Raw genomic sequence first — 16,594 nt, 5'->3', positions numbered from 1 at the left:
GGTGACTCAGCAGGGCCAGGCCGTGCTCTCCACCTACGCGCTGGATCCCGCGCTGCCGGTGCTGCTGCGGCCCGACGGCGCGGTTCAGGTGGGCTGGGATCCACGGCGCGCGGTGCTGGTCCGTCCGCCGGGCGGCCTGGCCGCCGCCGAGCTGGCCATGCTCCTGCGATCCATGTGGTCGCCGACCCCGCTCCCGGAGCTGCAGCGCCGCGCGCTCGATCGCGGCCTGACCGACGCCGAGGGTCTGCGAAACCTGGTCGCGCAGTTGGTCGATGCCGGGGTGGCCACCGAATGCGGACGGGCGCGGGGCCGGGCGGCCTCGGTGCGGATCCACGGCCGCGGGCCCCTCTCCGAGCTGCTGGTGGAGACGTTGCGCTGCTCGGGCGCCCGGATCGCGCACAGCAGCCAGCCGCACGCCGCGGTGTCGGCCGACGACGTTGATCTGGTGGTGTTGGCGGATTTCCTGGTCGCCGACCCGCACATGGTGCGCGATCTGCACAACCAGCGCGTCGCGCATCTGCTGGTGCGGGTGCGGGACGGCATCGGGCTGGTGGGTCCGTTGGTGATCCCGGGCGTGACCAGCTGCCTGGGCTGCGCCGACCTGCACCGCCGGGACCGCGACGCGGCCTGGCCGGCCATCTGCGCGCAGCTGCGCGAAACCGTCGGCGTCGCCGACCGGGCCACCGTGCTGGCGACCGCGGCGCTGGCCCTCAGCCAGGTGAACCGGGTGATCGCGGCCGTGCACGGGCAGGAGGCGACGGCCGACCCCGGAGCACCCCAGACGCTGAACGCGACCCTGGAATTCGATCTGCACTCGGGCGCGATCGTCACGCGGCAGTGGGCCAAACACCCGTTGTGCTCCTGCTGAACGCGCGTGCCGCGGGCACTTCCGTTGTGGCGCTTGGGTTGTGGCCCACGGCGCGGCGGGGAGATTGGTGGGCCTGAGCTGCGCCGACAGAATGTGACAACGAGCGTTGTCTATCTCACTCCACATCGCGCTGGCCATCATGGATGATGGGTGTGTGTCAGACATCAAAAGGGGCCGTGCCGCGCGGAACGCGAAGCTGGCCAGTATTCCGGTCGGATTCGCCGGCCGGGCAGCGCTCGGATTCGGTAAACGGCTGACCGGAAAGTCCCGGGACGAGGTTCAGGCCGAGCTCCTGGAAAAGGCCGCCCACCAACTGTTCACCGTTTTGGGTGAGCTCAAGGGCGGCGCGATGAAGGTGGGCCAGGCGCTCTCGGTGCTCGAAGCGGCGATTCCCGAGGAGTTCGGCGAGCCGTACCGGGAGGCGTTGACCAAGCTGCAGAAGGATGCCCCGCCGCTGCCCGCCGCCAAGGTGCACCGGGTGCTCGATGCGCAGCTGGGCACCAAGTGGCGCGAGCGGTTCACGTCGTTCGACGACACCCCGGTGGCCTCGGCCAGCATCGGCCAGGTGCACAAGGGGGTGTGGGCCGACGGCCGTGAGGTCGCGGTCAAGATCCAGTACCCCGGCGCCGACGAGGCGCTGCGCGCCGACCTCAAGACCATGCAGCGCCTGGTCGGGGTGTTCAAGCAGCTCGCGCCCGGCGCCGACGTTCAGGGCGTGGTCGACGAGCTGATCGAGCGCACCGAGATGGAACTGGACTACCGGCTGGAGGCCGAGAACCAGCGCGCCTTCGCCAAGGCCTATCACGACGACCCGCACTTCGCGGTGCCGCGGATCGTGGCCAGCGCGCCGAAGGTGGTGATCCAGGAGTGGATGCAGGGCACCCCGATGGCCGAGATCATCCGGCACGGCACCGTCGAGCAGCGTGACCTGATGGGCACCCGGCTGCTGGAGCTCACCTTCGACGCGCCGCGCCGGCTGGGCATGTTGCACGGCGACGCCCACCCCGGCAACTTCATGCTGCTTCCCGACGGCCGAATGGGCGTGATCGACTTCGGCGCCGTCGCCGCGTTGCCCGGCGGCCTGCCGATCGAGCTCGGGATGAGCATCCGGCTGGCCCGCGACAAGAACTACGACCTGTTGTTGCCGACCATGGAGAAGGCCGGCTTCATCCAGAAAGGCCAGCAGGTGTCGGTGCGCGACATCGACGACATGCTGCGCCAGTACGTCGAGCCGGTCGAGGTCGAGGTCTTCCACTACACGCGTAAGTGGCTGCAGAAGATGTCCGCCATCGAGATCGACCGCTCGGTGTCACAGATCCGGACGGCCCGGCAGATGGACCTGCCACCCAAGCTGGTCATCCCGATGCGGGTGATCATGTCGGTGGCCGCGATCCTGTGCCAGCTGGACGCCCACGTGCCGATCAAGGCGCTGTCCGAAGAGCTGGTTCCCGGCTTCGCCGAACCGGACAGCGCGGTCATTTAGGTCCCGCGCGTCAGGCGGCGGCCCCGTCCTGCCGGTCGCCTTTGCGGGGACGCCCGCGGGGCCGCTTGAAGCTCAGCACCGAGCCGCGGTCGATGATCTCGCCGCCCCACACACCCCAGGGCTCGGCCCGCTCCAGCGCGGCCGCCAGGCACTGGCGCCGGACCGGGCAGCCGGTGCAGAGCGTCTTGGCCCGCTCGAGATCGGCCGGGGTGTCGGCGAACCACAGGTCGGGGTCGCCGACGTGACACGGCAGGGTTTGTCTAGGGACTGTCGATGCCGACATGTCCTACCACCTACTTCCTGGTCTGGGTTGCTGTCCTTGGCAGTGATCCGGACCAGGTCGAAAAGGTGTCGACCTACGACTATGGCCACGGATCCTGGTGACTTCGGGTCCGTGGCCATCTGGGAGAAAACCGGGCTGGTGCTTACCTTGCCTTCGGTGGGCCCCCGACATCTACGGACGCGTCGGTCGCGGCGGCGGCGCGATGCTTACGCGCGGCCGCCGAGGCGGCGGGTGCGGCATGGAAGGTGCCCGCGGGCAGCACCGCGCGGACCACGCCTACACCGAACGCGTCGTTGATCATCGTGGCCACCCTCCTTCTTCCGTAGTGCCGAGTTGCGGTTTCGAGGGTAGACGGTCGCCGCCGATGACCACAACCGATTTTCTGACCTGCGGATTACCGGTCAGCGCCCGCGCACCAGCCCCAACACGTCGGGCCCGTACTGCTCCAGCTTGCGGGCGCCGATGCCGGGAATCGCGATCAGCGCCTCCTCGTCGTCGGGCCGCAGTTCGGCGATGGCGATCAGCGTGTTGTCGGTGAAGACGACGTAGGCGGGCACCTTCTGCTCCTTGGCGACGTCCAGCCGCCACGCCTTGAGCCGCAGCAACAGATCCTCGTCGATGTCGGCGGCGCAGGTCTCACAACGCCGCAGCATGACGGCCGCGGGGGTGGTCAGGTTGTTGTTGCAGATCCGGCAGCGGGTCGCGGTGCCCCGGGGGCGCCGGGCCTTGTTCGGCGCCGCATCGGCCCGCGTCTGCGGTGCGATGCCGTTGAGGAACCGCGACGGCTTGCGGCCCTGGCGCCCACCCGACCTGCGGGCCAGCGCCCAGCTGAGCGCCAAATGTATTCGGGCCCTGGTGATTCCGACGTAGAGCAGCCGGCGCTCCTCCTCGACCGCTTCGCTCTCGGCGCCGTGCGCCAGCGCGTGCGAGATGGGCAGCGTGCCGTCGGCCAACCCCACCAGGAACACCGCGTCCCACTCGAGCCCCTTGGCGGCGTGCAGCGACGCCAGCGCGACGCCTTGCACGACCGGTGGGTGCCGGGCGTCGGCGCGCAGCCGAAGTTCGGCCATCAGCCCTAAAAAGTCCAGCTGCGGACGCTGGGCCACTTCGTCATCCACCAGCTCGGCCAGCGAGCTCAGCGCTTGCCAACGCTCCCGGGCCCGGGTGCCGACCGGCTCCTCGGCCGTCAGCCCCACCGGTTCCAGCACCGCGCGCACCACATCGGGCAGGGGCGTCTCCAGGGGCTCGCCGCCCCCGCGCTCGGCGGCCCGCTGCAGGGCCAGCAGGGCCTGCTTGATCTCCTGACGATTGAAGAACCCCTCACCGCCGCGCACCTGATAGGCGATGCCGGCCTCGGTCAGCGCCTCCTCGTAGATCTCCGATTGCGCGTTGACCCGGTACAGCACAGCGATCTCCGACGGCGGGGTGCCCGATTCGATGAGCCGCTTGATCGACGCCGCGACCGCGGCGGCCTCGGCCGGTTCGTCGGGATGTTCGTTGAACGACGGCGCCGGGCCCGGCGCCCGCTGGCCCACCAGGTGCAGCTTGCTGCCGGCGACCCGGCCGCGCGCCGCGGCGATGGTCTGGTTGGCCAACGAGACCACCTGCGGGGTGGAGCGGTAGTCGCGTTCCAGCCGCACGACCGTCGCGTCGGGGAATCGGCGGGAGAAGTCGAGCAGGAACCGCGGCGAGGCCCCGGTGAACGAGTAGATGGTCTGGTTGGCGTCGCCCACCACGGTCAAGTCGTCGCGATCGCCCAGCCACGCCGTCAGCACCCGCTGCTGCAACGGCGTGACGTCCTGGTATTCGTCGACGACGAAGCAGCGGTAGCGGTCCCGGAACTCCTCGGCCACCGCGGGGTCGTTTTCGATCGCGGCCGCGGTGTGCAGGAGCAGGTCGTCGAAGTCGAGCAGGGTGACGTTGTCGCCGCGGGCCTTGAGCGCCTCGTAGGCGGTGTAGACGGCGGCGACCCGGGCGGCGTCCATCGGGATGTCCCGCGCGGCGGCTGCCACCGCGGCGGGGTATTCCTCCGGCCCGATCAGCGACGCCTTGGCCCACTCGATCTCGCCGGCCAGGTCGCGGACGTCGTCGGTGCTGGCGTTGATCCGGGCGCGGCCGGCAGCCCGCGCCACGACGGCGAACTTGCTGTCCAGCAGCTGCCAACCGGTGTCACCGACCACCCGCGGCCAGAAGTACCGCAACTGCCGGTGGGCGGCCGCGTGGAACGTCAGGGCCGAGACCGCGCCGACGGTGGCGCCCGCGCCCGCCGCGGCGTCGATCATCCGCAGCCTCGAGCGCATCTCCCCCGCCGCCCGCTGAGTGAAGGTGACCGCCAGCACCTGACCGGCCGCGACGTGACCACCGGCGACCAGCTGGGCGATCCGGTGCGTGATGGTGCGGGTCTTTCCCGTTCCGGCGCCGGCGAGCACGCAGACCGGGCCGCGGGGAGCCAGCACGGCCTCGCGCTGCTCGTCGTCCAGCCCGGCTGTCAATGGATCGGCGACCGTCGGCATGGCGTCCATCTTGGCTTCCCATACTGACAGAAGCCCCCGGCGCGCCCGACGCGTCGCCGGGCTTATGCGGCGGGCGGGCGTGTCGCCCCGGCGAGTCGAGGAATTTGGGCAGCATCCCGCTTCGCGGAATGCATCGTCGCCGGGCTCACCCCAGGGCCCGCTCCTCCGCATCCCGCTTCGCGGAATGCATCGTCGCCGGGCTACGTTTACGGGCTATGACCTCTGCCCCGCTCACCGTCTACACGACCTCATGGTGTGGTTACTGCCACCGGCTGATGACGGTGCTCAAGTCCAACGGAATTCCCTACCAGGCCGTCGACATCGAGCACGACGCGGCGGCCGCGGATTTCGTCAGCTCAGTCAACGGCGGCAACAGGACGGTTCCGACGGTGAAGTTCGCCGACGGGTCGACGCTGACCAACCCGAGCGCGGCGCAGGTGAAGGCGAAGCTTGCCGAGGCCGGCAACTAAGCGCCCCGTCAGTCGATCGCGGCCCAGGATTCGATGATCACGCGGGCGATCGAGATCGACCCGGGCAGCAGGAGACTCGCCTCCGACGCGCTCGACCAGTCCCCCGCGGCCAGCGCCGCTCGCACCTCGTCGCGGGTGAACCAGGCCGCCTCGGCGATCTCGCCGTCGTTGAACGAGAATTCCTCGGCCGGGTCGCCGACGGCATGAAAGCCGACCATCAGCGAGCGCGGGAACGGCCACGGCTGACTGCCCAGATATCGCACGTCGCGGACGGTCAGCCCGATCTCCTCACGGATCTCCCGGGCGACGCACACCTCGAAAGATTCACCCGCCTCGACGAATCCGGCGAGTAGCGAGAACATCCGCTCGGGCCACACCGCCTGGCGGGCCAGCACCGCGCGGTCGCCGCCGTCGTGCACCAGGCAGATCACCGCCGGGTCGATACGCGGAAACTCCTCGTGCCCCGTCACCGGGTTGACGCGCGACCAGCCCGCCCGGGCCGGACGCGTCGGCGAACCGTCCACCGAGCTGAAGCGGGCCCTCTCATGCCAATTCAGCAGCGCGACGGCCGCGGACACCAGCTGGCTGCTGATGTCGTCGAAGATCGGCCCGAGACTGCGCAGGTTCACCACCTCGGCGCGCGCATCGGGATCGTCCGGAGCCTGCAGCCCGCCGCGGATGCCCCACACGTGGCGGCCGTCCTCCAGGCGCCCCAGAAACACCGCATCCGACGGCGGCTTGTCGGCCACGTCGGCGGCGGCGCCGAGCACCACCCGGCCGTTGGCGGCCAACACCTGATTGCGCGAATCCACCCGCAGCAGCGCCGCATCCGCCCAGCCCGCGGTGGCCGCCTCGACGTCGGTGCGCAGCTGATCGGCGCGGTCGGCGCCCACGCGGGACAACAGCGGGACGCTGCGCAGCTGAAAGTCCGCGATCGCCATCAGTGGTCGGCGTTTCGGATGTAGAGCAGCCGGTCGTTGGCCTCGATGGCATCCACTTCCGGCGCACCGATGCGCAGCAGGTGGCCGTCGCGCACCACACCGAGCACGATGTCCCGTAGGTGCCGCGGCGATCCGCCGACCTCGGCCTGCTCCACTTCACGCTCGGCGATGGCCAGCCCGACGTCGGGAGTCAGCAGATCCTCGATCATCTCCACGACGCTGGGCGTGGTGGTGGCCAGCCCCAGGAGCCGGCCGGCGGTGGCCGAGGAGACCACCACCGAGTCCGCACCCGACTGCTGCAGCAGGTGCTGGTTCTCGGTCTCCCGGATCGAGGCGACGATCTTGGCGTGGGGCGCGAGCTCGCGCGCCGTCAACGTCACCAGCACGGCGGTGTCGTCCCGGCTGGTGGCCACGATGATGGAGGCGGCGTGCTGGGCGCCGGCCAGCCGCAGCACATCGGCTTTGGTCGCGTCGCCGTGCAGCGTGACCAGGCCGGCGCTTTCGGCGTGCTCGAGGGTGCTGCGATCGGTGTCGACGACGACGACCTCGCCCTGGGCGTCCTCGTCACCGAGGATGGCGGCGACCGCCGTTTTCCCCTTGGTGCCGTAGCCGATCACGATGGTGTGGTTGCGCACTCTGCTCCTCCAACGCTGAATCTTCCACCCTTGCCGGGACCGCTCGGAGAGCACCTCGAGCGTGGTGCCGACCAACACGGCCAGGAACGCGATCCGCAGCGCGGTGAAGATCAGGGTGTGAACCAGGCGCGCGGTTTCGGTGTACGGCGTGATGTCGCCGTAGCCGGTCGTCGACAGGGACACCGCGGAGAAGTAGAGGCAGTCCAGGAAGGTCAGCGGCTCGCCCCGCACGTCGCGGTAACCGGTGCGGTCCAGGTAGACGATCACGGCCGCGGCGAACAGCACCACCAGCGCGATGGCCAGGCGGCGGGTGATGACGCGGATGGGACTCGCATGCTCTTCGGGGATGCGCACCACGCCGATCAGCTGGTGACCGCGCTGAGCAGTCAGGGTTTCGTCCAGACCGCTCAGCTTCCGGGACCTACCGTTGCCCACGGCGGTCCGTCACCGGCTTGACTTCTGCGCACGAGACACGCACGCGTCTTATGTAACCACGGCCACAGCCTCCTCAATACTCGGGCGGCGCAGGTCACATCCGGACAAGGCGGGAACCGTCCGGATCCATCAGCAGGCCCGCGACCTCGGCCTCGCTCGGCAAGTCGTCGGGGATCACGGTGGTGCGAGCACCCACGTAATGGAAGGCGGTGCGCACCGAGGATTCCGGGATGCCGGCCAACGCCGCCCACGCCGAGCGGTACACGGCGAGCTGGACGGCGGCCTGCCGCATCGCATCCGGCCCGCGTGGGGGCTCACCGGTCTTCCAGTCGACGACCGTGGCGCCACCATCGGGGTCGGCGAAGACCGCGTCGATGCGCCCGCGCACCAGGGTGTCGCCGATCGGCATTTCGAACGGCACCTCGACGGCGACGGGAGTGCGTGCGGCCCAGGGTGATTCGGTGAAGGCATGCTGCAACGCGGCCAATTCCGCGCTGTCGCCGACGTCGGAATCCGCCGCGCCCGGCAGATCGCCGAGATCGAACAAACACTCGGCGCCGTAGAATTTCTGCACCCATGCGTGAAAGGCATTGCCCAGCAACGCATGCGGCTCCGGCCGGGACGGCAGCCGATGCCGCAGCCGCTGCGCCGTGCCCGCCGGGTCACGCGCCAAGCCGACCAGCGAGCTGACCGACAACTGGCCGGGCAGGACGCGCGGCGGCGGCTGCACCGCCCGGGCACGCTCGGCCAGCAGCGCGTCCACGTCGGCGGCCCAGCCGTCCACGTCCGCGCCCACGTCGGGCGCGCCGGTGCGCAACGCCTGGGTCACCAGCGCGGCGCCACGCTCGACGTCGTCGCGCCGCGCCGCCAACGGATCGGGCGGCCATATCGCTTCGATGACGTCGTCGCGTAGCGGGTTTCGTTCGCCGTCGGCGGGCGGCGGCGCCCAATGCTCCACCGACCCGCAGGGATCGCCGGCCGCCGCCGAATCGTCGATAACGGCCTTGATTTCGCATAGGAAGTCCGACGGGCCGCGCGGCTTGATGCCGGTGGCCCCCCAGTGGTGCCCGGACACCAGCAGGGTGTCCTCGGCCCGGGTGATGGCCACATACAGCAATCGTCGCTCCTCGTCGATGCGCCGCTGCTCGAGCTGGCGGCGATGCTCGGAGATCTTGTCCGACAGCTGCTTTCGGTTGGTGACGTCCGAGGTATCCATGACCGGGATGCCCAGCGCGCCCTTGGCCGCGCGGTCGCCGCGCAACAGCGGCGGCAGTTCCGCGGCGTCGGTGAGCCAGGTGCTCTTCGATGCCGTCGAGGGGAAGGTACCGCCGGACAGGTGGGCCACAGCGACGACCTGCCACTCCAGCCCCTTCGCGGAGTGCACGGTGAGCACCTGGACGCGGTCGCGGGCGACCGCCAATGGTGCCGGCGCCAAACCGTTCTCGACCGACTCGGCGACGTCCAGGAATGCCAGCAGTCCGGTCACCGACGTGGACGCCGATGCGTCCGCCGGCCCGGTTGCGGCGTCGTCGGTGCGTTCGGCGTAGTCGGCGACGACGTCGGCGAACGCATCCAGGTGCTCGGTGCCGGCCCAGCCGGCCCCGACCCCCGCCGCGGCCCGGACTTCGCAGTCGATGCCCAGCACGCGGCGCACCTCGGCGACCAGATCCGGGAGCGGATGGCCCAGGTGGGCGCGCAGCGCGCGCAGTTCGGCGGCCAGGGCGGTGATGCGCTGATATCCGGCGGCCGAATATGCCTCGGCCGCACCGGGATCGGCGATCGCGTCGGCCAGGCACACCGCGTCGGCGTCGGGGCCGGCCGCACTCGCGATCGACTCGGGCGAGGCCGACTCGGCGGACTGCACGGCCCCGCCGAGCGCACGCGCACGCCGCCACAGCGCCGCGAGGTCGCGGGCACCGAGGCGCCAGCGGGAGCCGGTGAGCACCCGCATCGCCGCCGGACCGGCCGTCGGATCGGCGACCAGCCGCAGCATGGCCACCACCTCGGCGACCTCCGGAATGGCCAGCAGCCCGGCCAGCCCGACGACCTCGACGGGGATTCCGCGGGCGCGTAGCGCGTCGGCGATGGGCGCGGCATCGGCGTTGCGGCGCACCAACACCGCAGCCGTCGGCGGGTTGACGCCCTCGTCGCGGGCCCGCTGATACTGCGCCTCGAGGTGGCCGGCGATCCACTCGCGCTCGGCCGTGACGTCGGGCAGCAAGGCGCAGCGGACGGTGCCGGGCGGGGCATCCGGGCGCGGGCGCAGCGCGTGCACGGCCACCGACCGCCGCCGCGCCTCCGCCGATACCGCGTTGGCCACCCGCAGGGTCCGCGGCGGGTTGCGCCAGCTGGTCCGCAACTCGCACATCGGGGCCGGGGTGCCGTCGGATCGGGGGAAGTCGGTGGTGAATCGGGGGAGGTTGGTCGCCGAAGCGCCCCGCCAGCCGTAGATCGACTGAATGGGGTCGCCGACGGCGGTGAGCGCCAGCCCGTCGTCGACCCCAGCGCCGAATAGCGCTGAGAGCGCGATGCGTTGGGCGTGACCGGTGTCCTGATATTCGTCGAGCAGTACCACCCGGTAGCGGCCGCGCAGGTCCTCGCCGACTTGCGGGAACGCCGCGGCCAGCCTGGCCGCCGAGGCCATCTGCATCCCGAAGTCCATCACCTTCGCGGTGCGCATGCGGTCGTTCAGGGCGTCGAGCAGTGGCACCAATTCCGCGCGCTCGGTCTGGGTGGTCAGCAGCCGCAGCAGCCATTGGCTGGGGCCGCGGTCCCGTTGATAGGGCCCCGCGGGCAGCGAGTGGATCAGCCGCTCCAGTTCCAGGTGGGTGTCGCGCAGCTGGCCGGTGTCCACCAGGTGCTCGGCGAGTTGCCCCCACAGCCGCAGCACCATCGAGGTGACGGCCGCCGGCGTCTTGTCGGTCCGCAATTCCCCCGGATATTCGTTGACCACGTCGAAAGCCAGCTGCCACAACTCGGTTTCGCTGAGCAGCCGCGTATCGGGCTCGACGGGCAGCAACAGCCCGTAGTCGCGCAACAGCGAGCCCGCGAAGGCGTGGTAGGTGCTGACCGTCGGCGCGCCCTCGATGTCGACGGCCGCGTCACCGCCGGCGCTCGGTACGCCCAAACCGACACCGGCCAGCCGGGCCAGTCGGGACCGGACCCGGCGCAGCAGCTGGCCGGCGGCCTTGCGGGTGAACGTCAATCCCAGCACCTGACCGGGCTCGGCGTAACCGTTGGCGATCAGCCACACCACCCGCGCGGCCATGGTTTCGGTCTTGCCGGCACCGGCGCCGGCGATGACCACCAGCGGCCCCGGCGGCGCGGCGATGACCGCGGCCTGCTCATCGGTTGGCGGGAAAAGCCCCAGCGCGCCGGCCAATTCGGCGGGGCTGTAGCGCGGCGGCGGGGTCATCGCTGCGGCCCGTCGACGTGGGCCGGGCAGGACGGCCGGATGGGACAGTGCGAACAGCCGGCGTTGCGCCGCGCGATGAATCGCGGGCCGGACGTCGCGTCGGCCGCTCGCGCGATGACCTCTCGCCATTCGTCGCCGGCAGCCGCGGTCAGCGGATCCTGTTCGCGTTCGGCCACTCCGGACGCCCCGGCCTTGCCCAGGTACACCAGCCGCGCACCGCCGGGCTCCAGATTGTCGGTCCCGTTGCCGACCAGGCCCGCGGCCACCGCCAGCTGATACATCGCCAGCTGGGCGTGTTGTTGGGCGTCGTCCTTGCTGACCGGCGTCTTGCCGGTTTTGATGTCGACGATCACCAGCCGGCCGGCGGCGTCGCGCTCCAGGCGGTCGACCCGCCCGCGCAGCCGCACCTCGCCGCCGTCTCCGGTTGCCACGGTCCCCTCGATCTCGACCTCGACGCCGACCTCGGTCAGCGCGCCCCGGGTCTGCGACCGCCACTCGAAGAACGCCTCCAGCATGGCGCGGTGGCGGGCCAGCTCGTTGTCCGAATGCCATTGCGCCGCAAAGGGCAGCTGCTCCCAGGCGCGTTCCAGCTCGGCCAGCAGTTCCGATTCGCTCTTGTGCGGTTCGGCGATCAGGGCGTGCACCACCGACCCGATCGTCGAGCGCACGTCGCGCGGATTGGATCCGCCGTGCCGTTCGGCCAGCCAGCGCAGCGGGCAGTCGTTGAGGGTCTGCATGGTGGACGGCGTCAGGGTGACGGCATCGCCGCTGTCCCGCAACGGTTCGCTGGTGCTGATCGGGGTCAGGCCGTGCCACCCGGCGGGGTCGGCGCCCGGCACGCCGGCTTTGGCCAGCCGGGCCAATTGCGTTGCCGCGCAGTCGCGGGCGTGCTCGTCGACCGCCCCGTCGGGTGCGCACACCACACCCCGCAGCCGGCCCACCAGCGCGGCCGCGGACAACACCCGTGGCGCCGAGACCGGTGGTGCGCCGGCGATGTCGGCGTCGTCGTCCGCCCACTGCGCGATCTCGGCGAAGAACGCCGACGGCAGCGCGGCCTCGCCCCCGGTCCCACCGGTGTCGCTGTCGACGGCCGTCACCAGCAACCGGCGCCGGGCCCGGCCCATCGCGGCCACCAGCAGCCTGCGCTCCTCGGCCAGCAGCGGCGCCCGCGCCGAGACGTCCGCGCCGACCCCGTCCAGCACATCCAGCAGCCGCTGGGTACCGAGCACGCCGCCACGCGGAACAGTGTTGGGCCACAACCCATCCTGCAATCCGGCGATGACCACGAAATCCCATTCGTGCCCCAGCGCGGCGTGCGCGCTGAGCACCCTGACCTGCTCGGCCGCTGCGACCGGGTCCGGGGTGACACCCGGCAGCGCCAGCGCGGCGATGTGCTCGACCAGGCCGCGCAACGACGCACCCGAGGTGCGCGACACATAGTCGTCGGTGATGTCGAACAACGCGGTCACCGACTCGAGGTCCCGGGCGGCCTGGGCCGCGGCGGGGCCGCCGCGTTCGCTCACCGACAGCCAGCGGCGCTGCAAGCCGGACCGGTGCCAGGCGGCCCACAGGGTGTAGCGCGGGTCGTCACCGGCGCGGTGCGAGCGCGCGGCCGCGTCCAGCACCGCGCGGACCTTGCGCAGCGGGGCGAACTGCGGGCCCGCGGGAAGCGTGTCCGCGGACAGCGCCTCGCGCAACAGTTCGGCGACATCTGCCGACGCGCGATCGGGGTTGGCGCGCTGCAGGGTTCGGCGCAGCTGGCGCAGCGAAACGGGATCGACGCGACCGATGGGGCCGGTCACCAACGCCAGCGCCTGCTGTCCGTCGAGCCCGTCGGCGGTGGCCAGCAGCACGGTGAGCAACGCCCGCGCCGCCGGCTCCTGAGACAGCGGCCCGGGCATCGCGGGCGCGGCCACCGGCACCCCGGCGGCGGCCAATGCGCGCGGCAATCGCGCACCGGCCCGCGGCACCGACCGGACGATGACCGCCATCTGCGACCAGGGCACACCGTCGACCAGGTGTGCGCGCCGCAGCGCATCGGCGATCGTCGCCGCCTCGGCGTGCGCCGACGCGGCGAGACGCACCGTGACCGATCCCTCGCCCTCGCCGGCCCCGTCGATCCGCCGGCCGCCGCTGCCGCCGGGCAACCGGCCGGCGATGCCGCTGACCGCGCGCGCCACGGCCGGGGCGCAGCGGTGTGACGTCGTCAACGTCACCGACGCCGTGTCGCCGCCGAGCAGCCCCGCGGATTCGCCGCCGCGGAAGCCGAACACCGCCTGGTTGGGATCCCCGGCGATCAGCGCCAGCTCGGCGCCCGCCGCGAGCACCCGAACCAGCCGCGCCGCCTGCGGGTCGAGCTGCTGGGCGTCGTCGATCAACAGGACGCGGATCCGGCCGCGTTCGGCGGACAGCAGTTCGGGGTCGACGGCGAACGCCTCCAGTGCGGCACCCACCAATTCGGCGGCGCCCAGCGCGGGCGTGGTGGCCTCCGGCGCGGCCGTGCCCACCGCCGCCCGCAGCAGCATCACCTGCTCGTACTGGCGGGCGAATTGACCGGCGGCGGTCCATTCCGGCCGGCGGCAACGACGGCCCAGCCGCTCCAGTTCCTGAGGATCCACACCGCGTTCGGCGCAGCGGGCCAACAGGTTTCGAAGCTCGGCGGCGAAACCCGCGGTGCTCAGCGCCGGCCGTAGCTGGTCCGGCCACGCCGTCGCGGCGCGCGGGCCGTCTTCGAGGTCTCCGGCCAGCAGTTCCCGGATGATGGCGTCCTGTTCGGCACTGGTGACCAGCCGCGGGGGCGCCTCGCCGGCGCGCTCGGCGGCGCGGCGCAACACCGCGTAGGCGTACCCGTGCACGGTCCGCACCAGCGGCTCGCTCACGGCGGCCCGGCCCGTGTCGGTGGAGCGCGAACGCAGCAACGCCGTCGTCAGGGCGCCGCGTTCGGCCATCCCCATTCGGCCGGAACCGGTAAGCAGCAGAACCGATTCCGGGTTGACCCCCGCGTCGATCTGAGCGACCGCGGCATCGATCAGCAGGCTGCTCTTGCCGGTGCCGGGCCCCCCGAGGACGCGAACGACCCCGCGTGCGCCGGGCGCCAGCAGAGCACCCGCTTCGGCGTCCCAGGTGTGTGGCATGGCTGCATGCAATCACCAGGGTGTGACAAGTTCGCACTGCCGGCGCGGACGCCTGCTCTTACCCTGGACATCGGAGCGGCCCGAAGAATGGTGAGGAGGGTTCGAGATGACGGACGACGAACGCGGCTTTCCCATCGACGAGGCGCCTGAAGGCGACGCGGCGGAGCAACTGCGGCCCGCCGATTCCGACGACGAGACCGGCCTGGACGCCGAGTACCTCGCCGCGGGGGACCGTGAGGCCAACGAGGCCGATGTGATCGAGCAGGCCTACGTCGTCTCCACCGAGGACGATTGGGACGAGGGTGGCTGAGGGCCACCCGCGGCCCCCGGTGGCGGCGGCTGGCACCATCGACGGGTGACCGCGAAGCTGCATGTGCACCGCTACGGCCCGTCCGGTCCGGCTCGGATCCTGGCGTTGCACGGGCTGACCGGCCACGGGCAGCGTTGGCAGCATCTGTCCGGATTTCTGCCCGGGATCGGCATCGCCGCACCGGATCTGATCGGCCACGGCAGGTCTTCGTGGGCGGCCCCCTGGACCATCGACGCCAATGTCGCGGCGCTGGGCGCCCTGCTCGACGAGCAGGCCGACACCCCGGTGGTGATCGTGGGCCACTCCTTCGGCGGCGGGCTGGCGATGCAACTCGCCGCGGCCCGCACAGACCAGGTGGCGGGGCTGCTGCTGCTCGACCCGGCGGTCGGATTGGACGGCGAGTGGATGCGCGAGATCGCCGAGGCCATGCTGTCCTCGCCCGACTATCCGGACGCCGAGGAGGCGCGGATGGAAAAGGTGCACGGCTCGTGGTCCGATGTCGAACCGGCCCTGCTGGACGGCGAGATCGCCGAGCATCTGATCACGCTGCCGAGCGGGCGCTACGGCTGGCGGGTCAGCCTGCCGGCGATGATGTCGTACTGGAGCGAGCTGGCCCGCGACACCGTGCTGCCGCCGGCGAACACGCCGACCGTCCTGGTGCGCGCCGAGCGGACCACGCCGCCGTATGTCACCGACACGCTGACCGACGGCCTGGCGCAGCGATTGGGAGCGAATTTCCGGCTGCGCAACTTCGACTGCAACCACATGGTGCCCTACGCCAAGCCCGACGAGGTCGCCGCGTTGACCCGCGAACTGCTGGAAGCGCGCTGAGGATGGCGCCGGTGACCGACGAGCAGGTCGAGCGGGTGCGTGCGCTGGTCGCCGCGATCCCGCCCGGCCGCGTTTCCACCTACGGCGACATCGCCACTGTCGCAGGGCTTTCCAGCCCGCGCATCGTCGGCTGGATCATGCGGACCGACTCCTCGGACCTGCCCTGGCACCGGGTGATCACCGCCTCCGGGCGCCCGGCACGGCACCTGACGACCCGGCAGCTGGAGTTGTTGCGCGCCGAGGGCGTGCTGGCGACCGACGGCAGGATCGCGCTGAGCGAAGTCCGCTACGAGTTCTGAAGACCGACGCTAGTGGCGATCGCCAGCGCGGCGGAGCCGGGCGCAGCGGGTCGTCACGCGGCCAGGTCAGAGCACCAGCCGGACCAGCGCCGCGGTGCGCGCCAGGCCGGGGAACGCCTCGGCGGTGGAGCGCGGGTGCAGGGCGTGGACCGCGAGGCGAAACATCAACGCCCGCAACAACATCTGCGGCCATTCCGGCAGGGCGTTCCAGCGCTCGATGAGCCCGTCGTCGGCCTCCCCCCACGACAGCGCGTCGATGACGACCACACCGGCCGCCCACGAGGCGGGCCGCCAGTACGGGGTGATGTCGGTGATGCCCGGCGCCGCAGTGCCGACGAAAAGCACTGTGCCGTAAAGGTCCCCGTGGACCAGCTGGTTGGGGCTCTTGGTCGGCTTGCGCAGGGTGGCGAGCTGGTGGAGCAACTCCACCGAGCGCTCGGCGTCGGCCGTCGGAGGGGCCACCCGGGCGCCGGGTGGCACCGAGGCCAACGGACGTTCCTCCCAGGCCGCGCGGTCGGCGGCGATGAAGATGTCGACGTCGCCCCACGGCGCCGTTGGCCCCTGGGTCAGAAAGCGGGGTCGCTCCAGTTTGCCCGTCGCCTCGTGCAGGCGCACGGCCGCCGAGACGACTTCGTCATGGCGGGGCTCCGGGGTCCCCGCCACGAAGGTGTCTGCCCGCCACCCGGAAACGACGTAGCGCCCGTCGGTGGAACGGACCGGGCGGGCCAGCCGAACGCCGTCGACGAACAGGGTCTCGCGGACCCGCGCGGACCAGGCCGCGCGCGCGTTGTCGGCCACCAACGACAGGACGACTTCGCCGCACCGCCAGCCGCCCTCCCAGCTGGCACCCAGATAGACGGGTTTCACGCCGGCCAAGCCAAACGCCGACAGCACATGGTCCGGCGGTGGCTCGACTGTCACACCGGTACTCTAAACGAGTCCAACAAGCGGCGATCGCAAGTGCGGCGAAGCCGCGC

The 16,594-nt window shown here is 71.6% G+C and carries 14 protein-coding genes; 6 read left to right on the top strand and 8 right to left on the bottom strand.

Annotated features, from left to right (window positions below; all coding sequences use genetic code 11):
• Nucleotide 1 precedes the first annotated feature (1 nt).
• Both A5688_RS08500 and A5688_RS08495 read left to right on the top strand, forming a co-directional pair.
• Nucleotides 2-868 (top strand): cyclodehydratase, encoded by an 867-nt coding sequence (locus A5688_RS08500; protein ID WP_067907710.1) that lies wholly within the window; start codon nucleotides 2-4, stop codon nucleotides 866-868.
• 139 nt (nucleotides 869-1,007) lie between these two features.
• Nucleotides 1,008-2,351, top strand: a complete 1,344-nt coding sequence (locus A5688_RS08495) for a macrolide-binding ATPase MABP-1 (protein WP_067833228.1) — start codon at nucleotides 1,008-1,010, stop codon at nucleotides 2,349-2,351.
• A gap of 10 nt (nucleotides 2,352-2,361) precedes the next feature.
• On the opposite strand, the gene A5688_RS08490 is transcribed toward A5688_RS08495, so the two are convergent.
• The 3 genes from A5688_RS08490 to A5688_RS08485 form a co-directional block, all read right to left on the bottom strand.
• The gene (locus A5688_RS08490) at nucleotides 2,362-2,634 is read right to left on the bottom strand and encodes a WhiB family transcriptional regulator (RefSeq protein WP_067833225.1); all 273 of its coding nucleotides are present in this window, start codon (nucleotides 2,632-2,634) and stop codon (nucleotides 2,362-2,364) included.
• Between the two features lie 142 nt (nucleotides 2,635-2,776).
• Nucleotides 2,777-2,935: a hypothetical protein gene (locus A5688_RS27700; protein WP_165607460.1), complete on the bottom strand. Its 159-nt coding sequence runs from the start codon at nucleotides 2,933-2,935 to the stop codon at nucleotides 2,777-2,779.
• A 100-nt stretch (nucleotides 2,936-3,035) separates the two neighbouring features.
• Nucleotides 3,036-5,147 (bottom strand): ATP-dependent DNA helicase UvrD2, encoded by a 2,112-nt coding sequence (locus tag A5688_RS08485; RefSeq protein ID WP_165607463.1) that lies wholly within the window; start codon nucleotides 5,145-5,147, stop codon nucleotides 3,036-3,038.
• 215 nt (nucleotides 5,148-5,362) lie between these two features.
• On the opposite strand from A5688_RS08485, the gene mrx1 reads away from it, so the two are divergent.
• The gene (gene mrx1 / locus A5688_RS08480) at nucleotides 5,363-5,617 is read left to right on the top strand and encodes a mycoredoxin Mrx1 (protein ID WP_067833219.1); all 255 of its coding nucleotides are present in this window, start codon (nucleotides 5,363-5,365) and stop codon (nucleotides 5,615-5,617) included.
• 8 nt (nucleotides 5,618-5,625) lie between these two features.
• Here mrx1 and nudC read toward each other — a convergent pair whose 3' ends face one another.
• The 4 genes from nudC to A5688_RS08460 all read right to left on the bottom strand — a co-directional run bounded on the left by nudC (nucleotide 5,626) and on the right by A5688_RS08460 (nucleotide 14,177).
• Nucleotides 5,626-6,558, bottom strand: a complete 933-nt coding sequence (gene nudC, locus A5688_RS08475) for an NAD(+) diphosphatase (protein WP_067907704.1) — start codon at nucleotides 6,556-6,558, stop codon at nucleotides 5,626-5,628.
• Nucleotides 6,558-7,628 carry a potassium channel family protein gene (locus A5688_RS08470; protein ID WP_067833213.1) on the bottom strand — a complete coding sequence of 357 codons (1,071 nt, stop codon included), beginning with the start codon at nucleotides 7,626-7,628 and terminating at the stop codon, nucleotides 6,558-6,560. Before A5688_RS08470 ends, nudC begins: the two co-directional genes overlap by 1 nt.
• A 94-nt stretch (nucleotides 7,629-7,722) precedes the next feature.
• Nucleotides 7,723-11,043, bottom strand: coding sequence for an ATP-dependent helicase (locus A5688_RS08465; RefSeq protein ID WP_067907701.1), 3,321 nt, complete (start codon nucleotides 11,041-11,043; stop codon nucleotides 7,723-7,725).
• Nucleotides 11,040-14,177 carry an ATP-dependent helicase gene (locus tag A5688_RS08460; RefSeq protein ID WP_067907697.1) on the bottom strand — a complete coding sequence of 1,046 codons (3,138 nt, stop codon included), beginning with the start codon at nucleotides 14,175-14,177 and terminating at the stop codon, nucleotides 11,040-11,042. The genes A5688_RS08465 and A5688_RS08460 overlap by 4 nt, the downstream gene beginning before the upstream one ends.
• A 106-nt stretch (nucleotides 14,178-14,283) precedes the next feature.
• Between A5688_RS08460 and A5688_RS08455 the strand changes: the two genes are divergently transcribed.
• The 3 genes from A5688_RS08455 to A5688_RS08445 are packed head-to-tail and all read left to right on the top strand — an operon-like array spanning nucleotide 14,284 to nucleotide 15,617.
• On the top strand, nucleotides 14,284-14,487 hold the full coding sequence (locus A5688_RS08455; RefSeq protein WP_067833205.1) for a hypothetical protein: 204 nt from the start codon (nucleotides 14,284-14,286) through the stop codon (nucleotides 14,485-14,487).
• Nucleotides 14,488-14,532: 45 nt separating this feature from the next.
• Nucleotides 14,533-15,318 carry an alpha/beta fold hydrolase gene (locus A5688_RS08450; RefSeq protein ID WP_067907694.1) on the top strand — a complete coding sequence of 262 codons (786 nt, stop codon included), beginning with the start codon at nucleotides 14,533-14,535 and terminating at the stop codon, nucleotides 15,316-15,318.
• 2 nt (nucleotides 15,319-15,320) lie between these two features.
• Nucleotides 15,321-15,617: an MGMT family protein gene (locus A5688_RS08445; RefSeq protein ID WP_067833199.1), complete on the top strand. Its 297-nt coding sequence runs from the start codon at nucleotides 15,321-15,323 to the stop codon at nucleotides 15,615-15,617.
• A gap of 66 nt (nucleotides 15,618-15,683) precedes the next feature.
• Here the strand turns inward: A5688_RS08445 and A5688_RS08440 are convergent, their stop codons facing one another.
• On the bottom strand, nucleotides 15,684-16,538 hold the full coding sequence (locus A5688_RS08440) for a TIGR02569 family protein (protein ID WP_067833195.1): 855 nt from the start codon (nucleotides 16,536-16,538) through the stop codon (nucleotides 15,684-15,686).
• Nucleotides 16,539-16,594 lie beyond the last annotated feature (56 nt).

It is taken from the genome of Mycobacterium mantenii (genome assembly GCF_001667865.1).
Taxonomy (GTDB): Bacteria; Actinomycetota; Actinomycetes; order Mycobacteriales; family Mycobacteriaceae; genus Mycobacterium; species Mycobacterium mantenii_A.
Note: the sequence above shows the minus strand (reverse complement) of the source record. Positions and strands in the feature narration are given on the sequence as shown.

What these genes read in the sequence shown, in the direction of transcription:
- A5688_RS08495 (WP_067833228.1), top strand. Translation starts at nt 1,008, where the DNA reads ATGGATGATGGGTGTGTGTCAGACATCAAAAGGGGCCGTGCCGCGCGG.
- A5688_RS08490 (WP_067833225.1), bottom strand. Translation starts at nt 2,634, where the DNA reads ATGTCGGCATCGACAGTCCCTAGACAAACCCTGCCGTGTCACGTCGGC.
- A5688_RS27700 (WP_165607460.1), bottom strand. Translation starts at nt 2,935, where the DNA reads ATGATCAACGACGCGTTCGGTGTAGGCGTGGTCCGCGCGGTGCTGCCC.
- A5688_RS08485 (WP_165607463.1), bottom strand. Translation starts at nt 5,147, where the DNA reads ATGCCGACGGTCGCCGATCCATTGACAGCCGGGCTGGACGACGAGCAG.
- mrx1 (WP_067833219.1), top strand. Translation starts at nt 5,363, where the DNA reads ATGACCTCTGCCCCGCTCACCGTCTACACGACCTCATGGTGTGGTTAC.
- nudC (WP_067907704.1), bottom strand. Translation starts at nt 6,558, where the DNA reads ATGGCGATCGCGGACTTTCAGCTGCGCAGCGTCCCGCTGTTGTCCCGC.
- A5688_RS08465 (WP_067907701.1), bottom strand. Translation starts at nt 11,043, where the DNA reads ATGACCCCGCCGCCGCGCTACAGCCCCGCCGAATTGGCCGGCGCGCTG.
- A5688_RS08460 (WP_067907697.1), bottom strand. Translation starts at nt 14,177, where the DNA reads ATGCCACACACCTGGGACGCCGAAGCGGGTGCTCTGCTGGCGCCCGGC.
- A5688_RS08455 (WP_067833205.1), top strand. Translation starts at nt 14,284, where the DNA reads ATGACGGACGACGAACGCGGCTTTCCCATCGACGAGGCGCCTGAAGGC.
- A5688_RS08445 (WP_067833199.1), top strand. Translation starts at nt 15,321, where the DNA reads ATGGCGCCGGTGACCGACGAGCAGGTCGAGCGGGTGCGTGCGCTGGTC.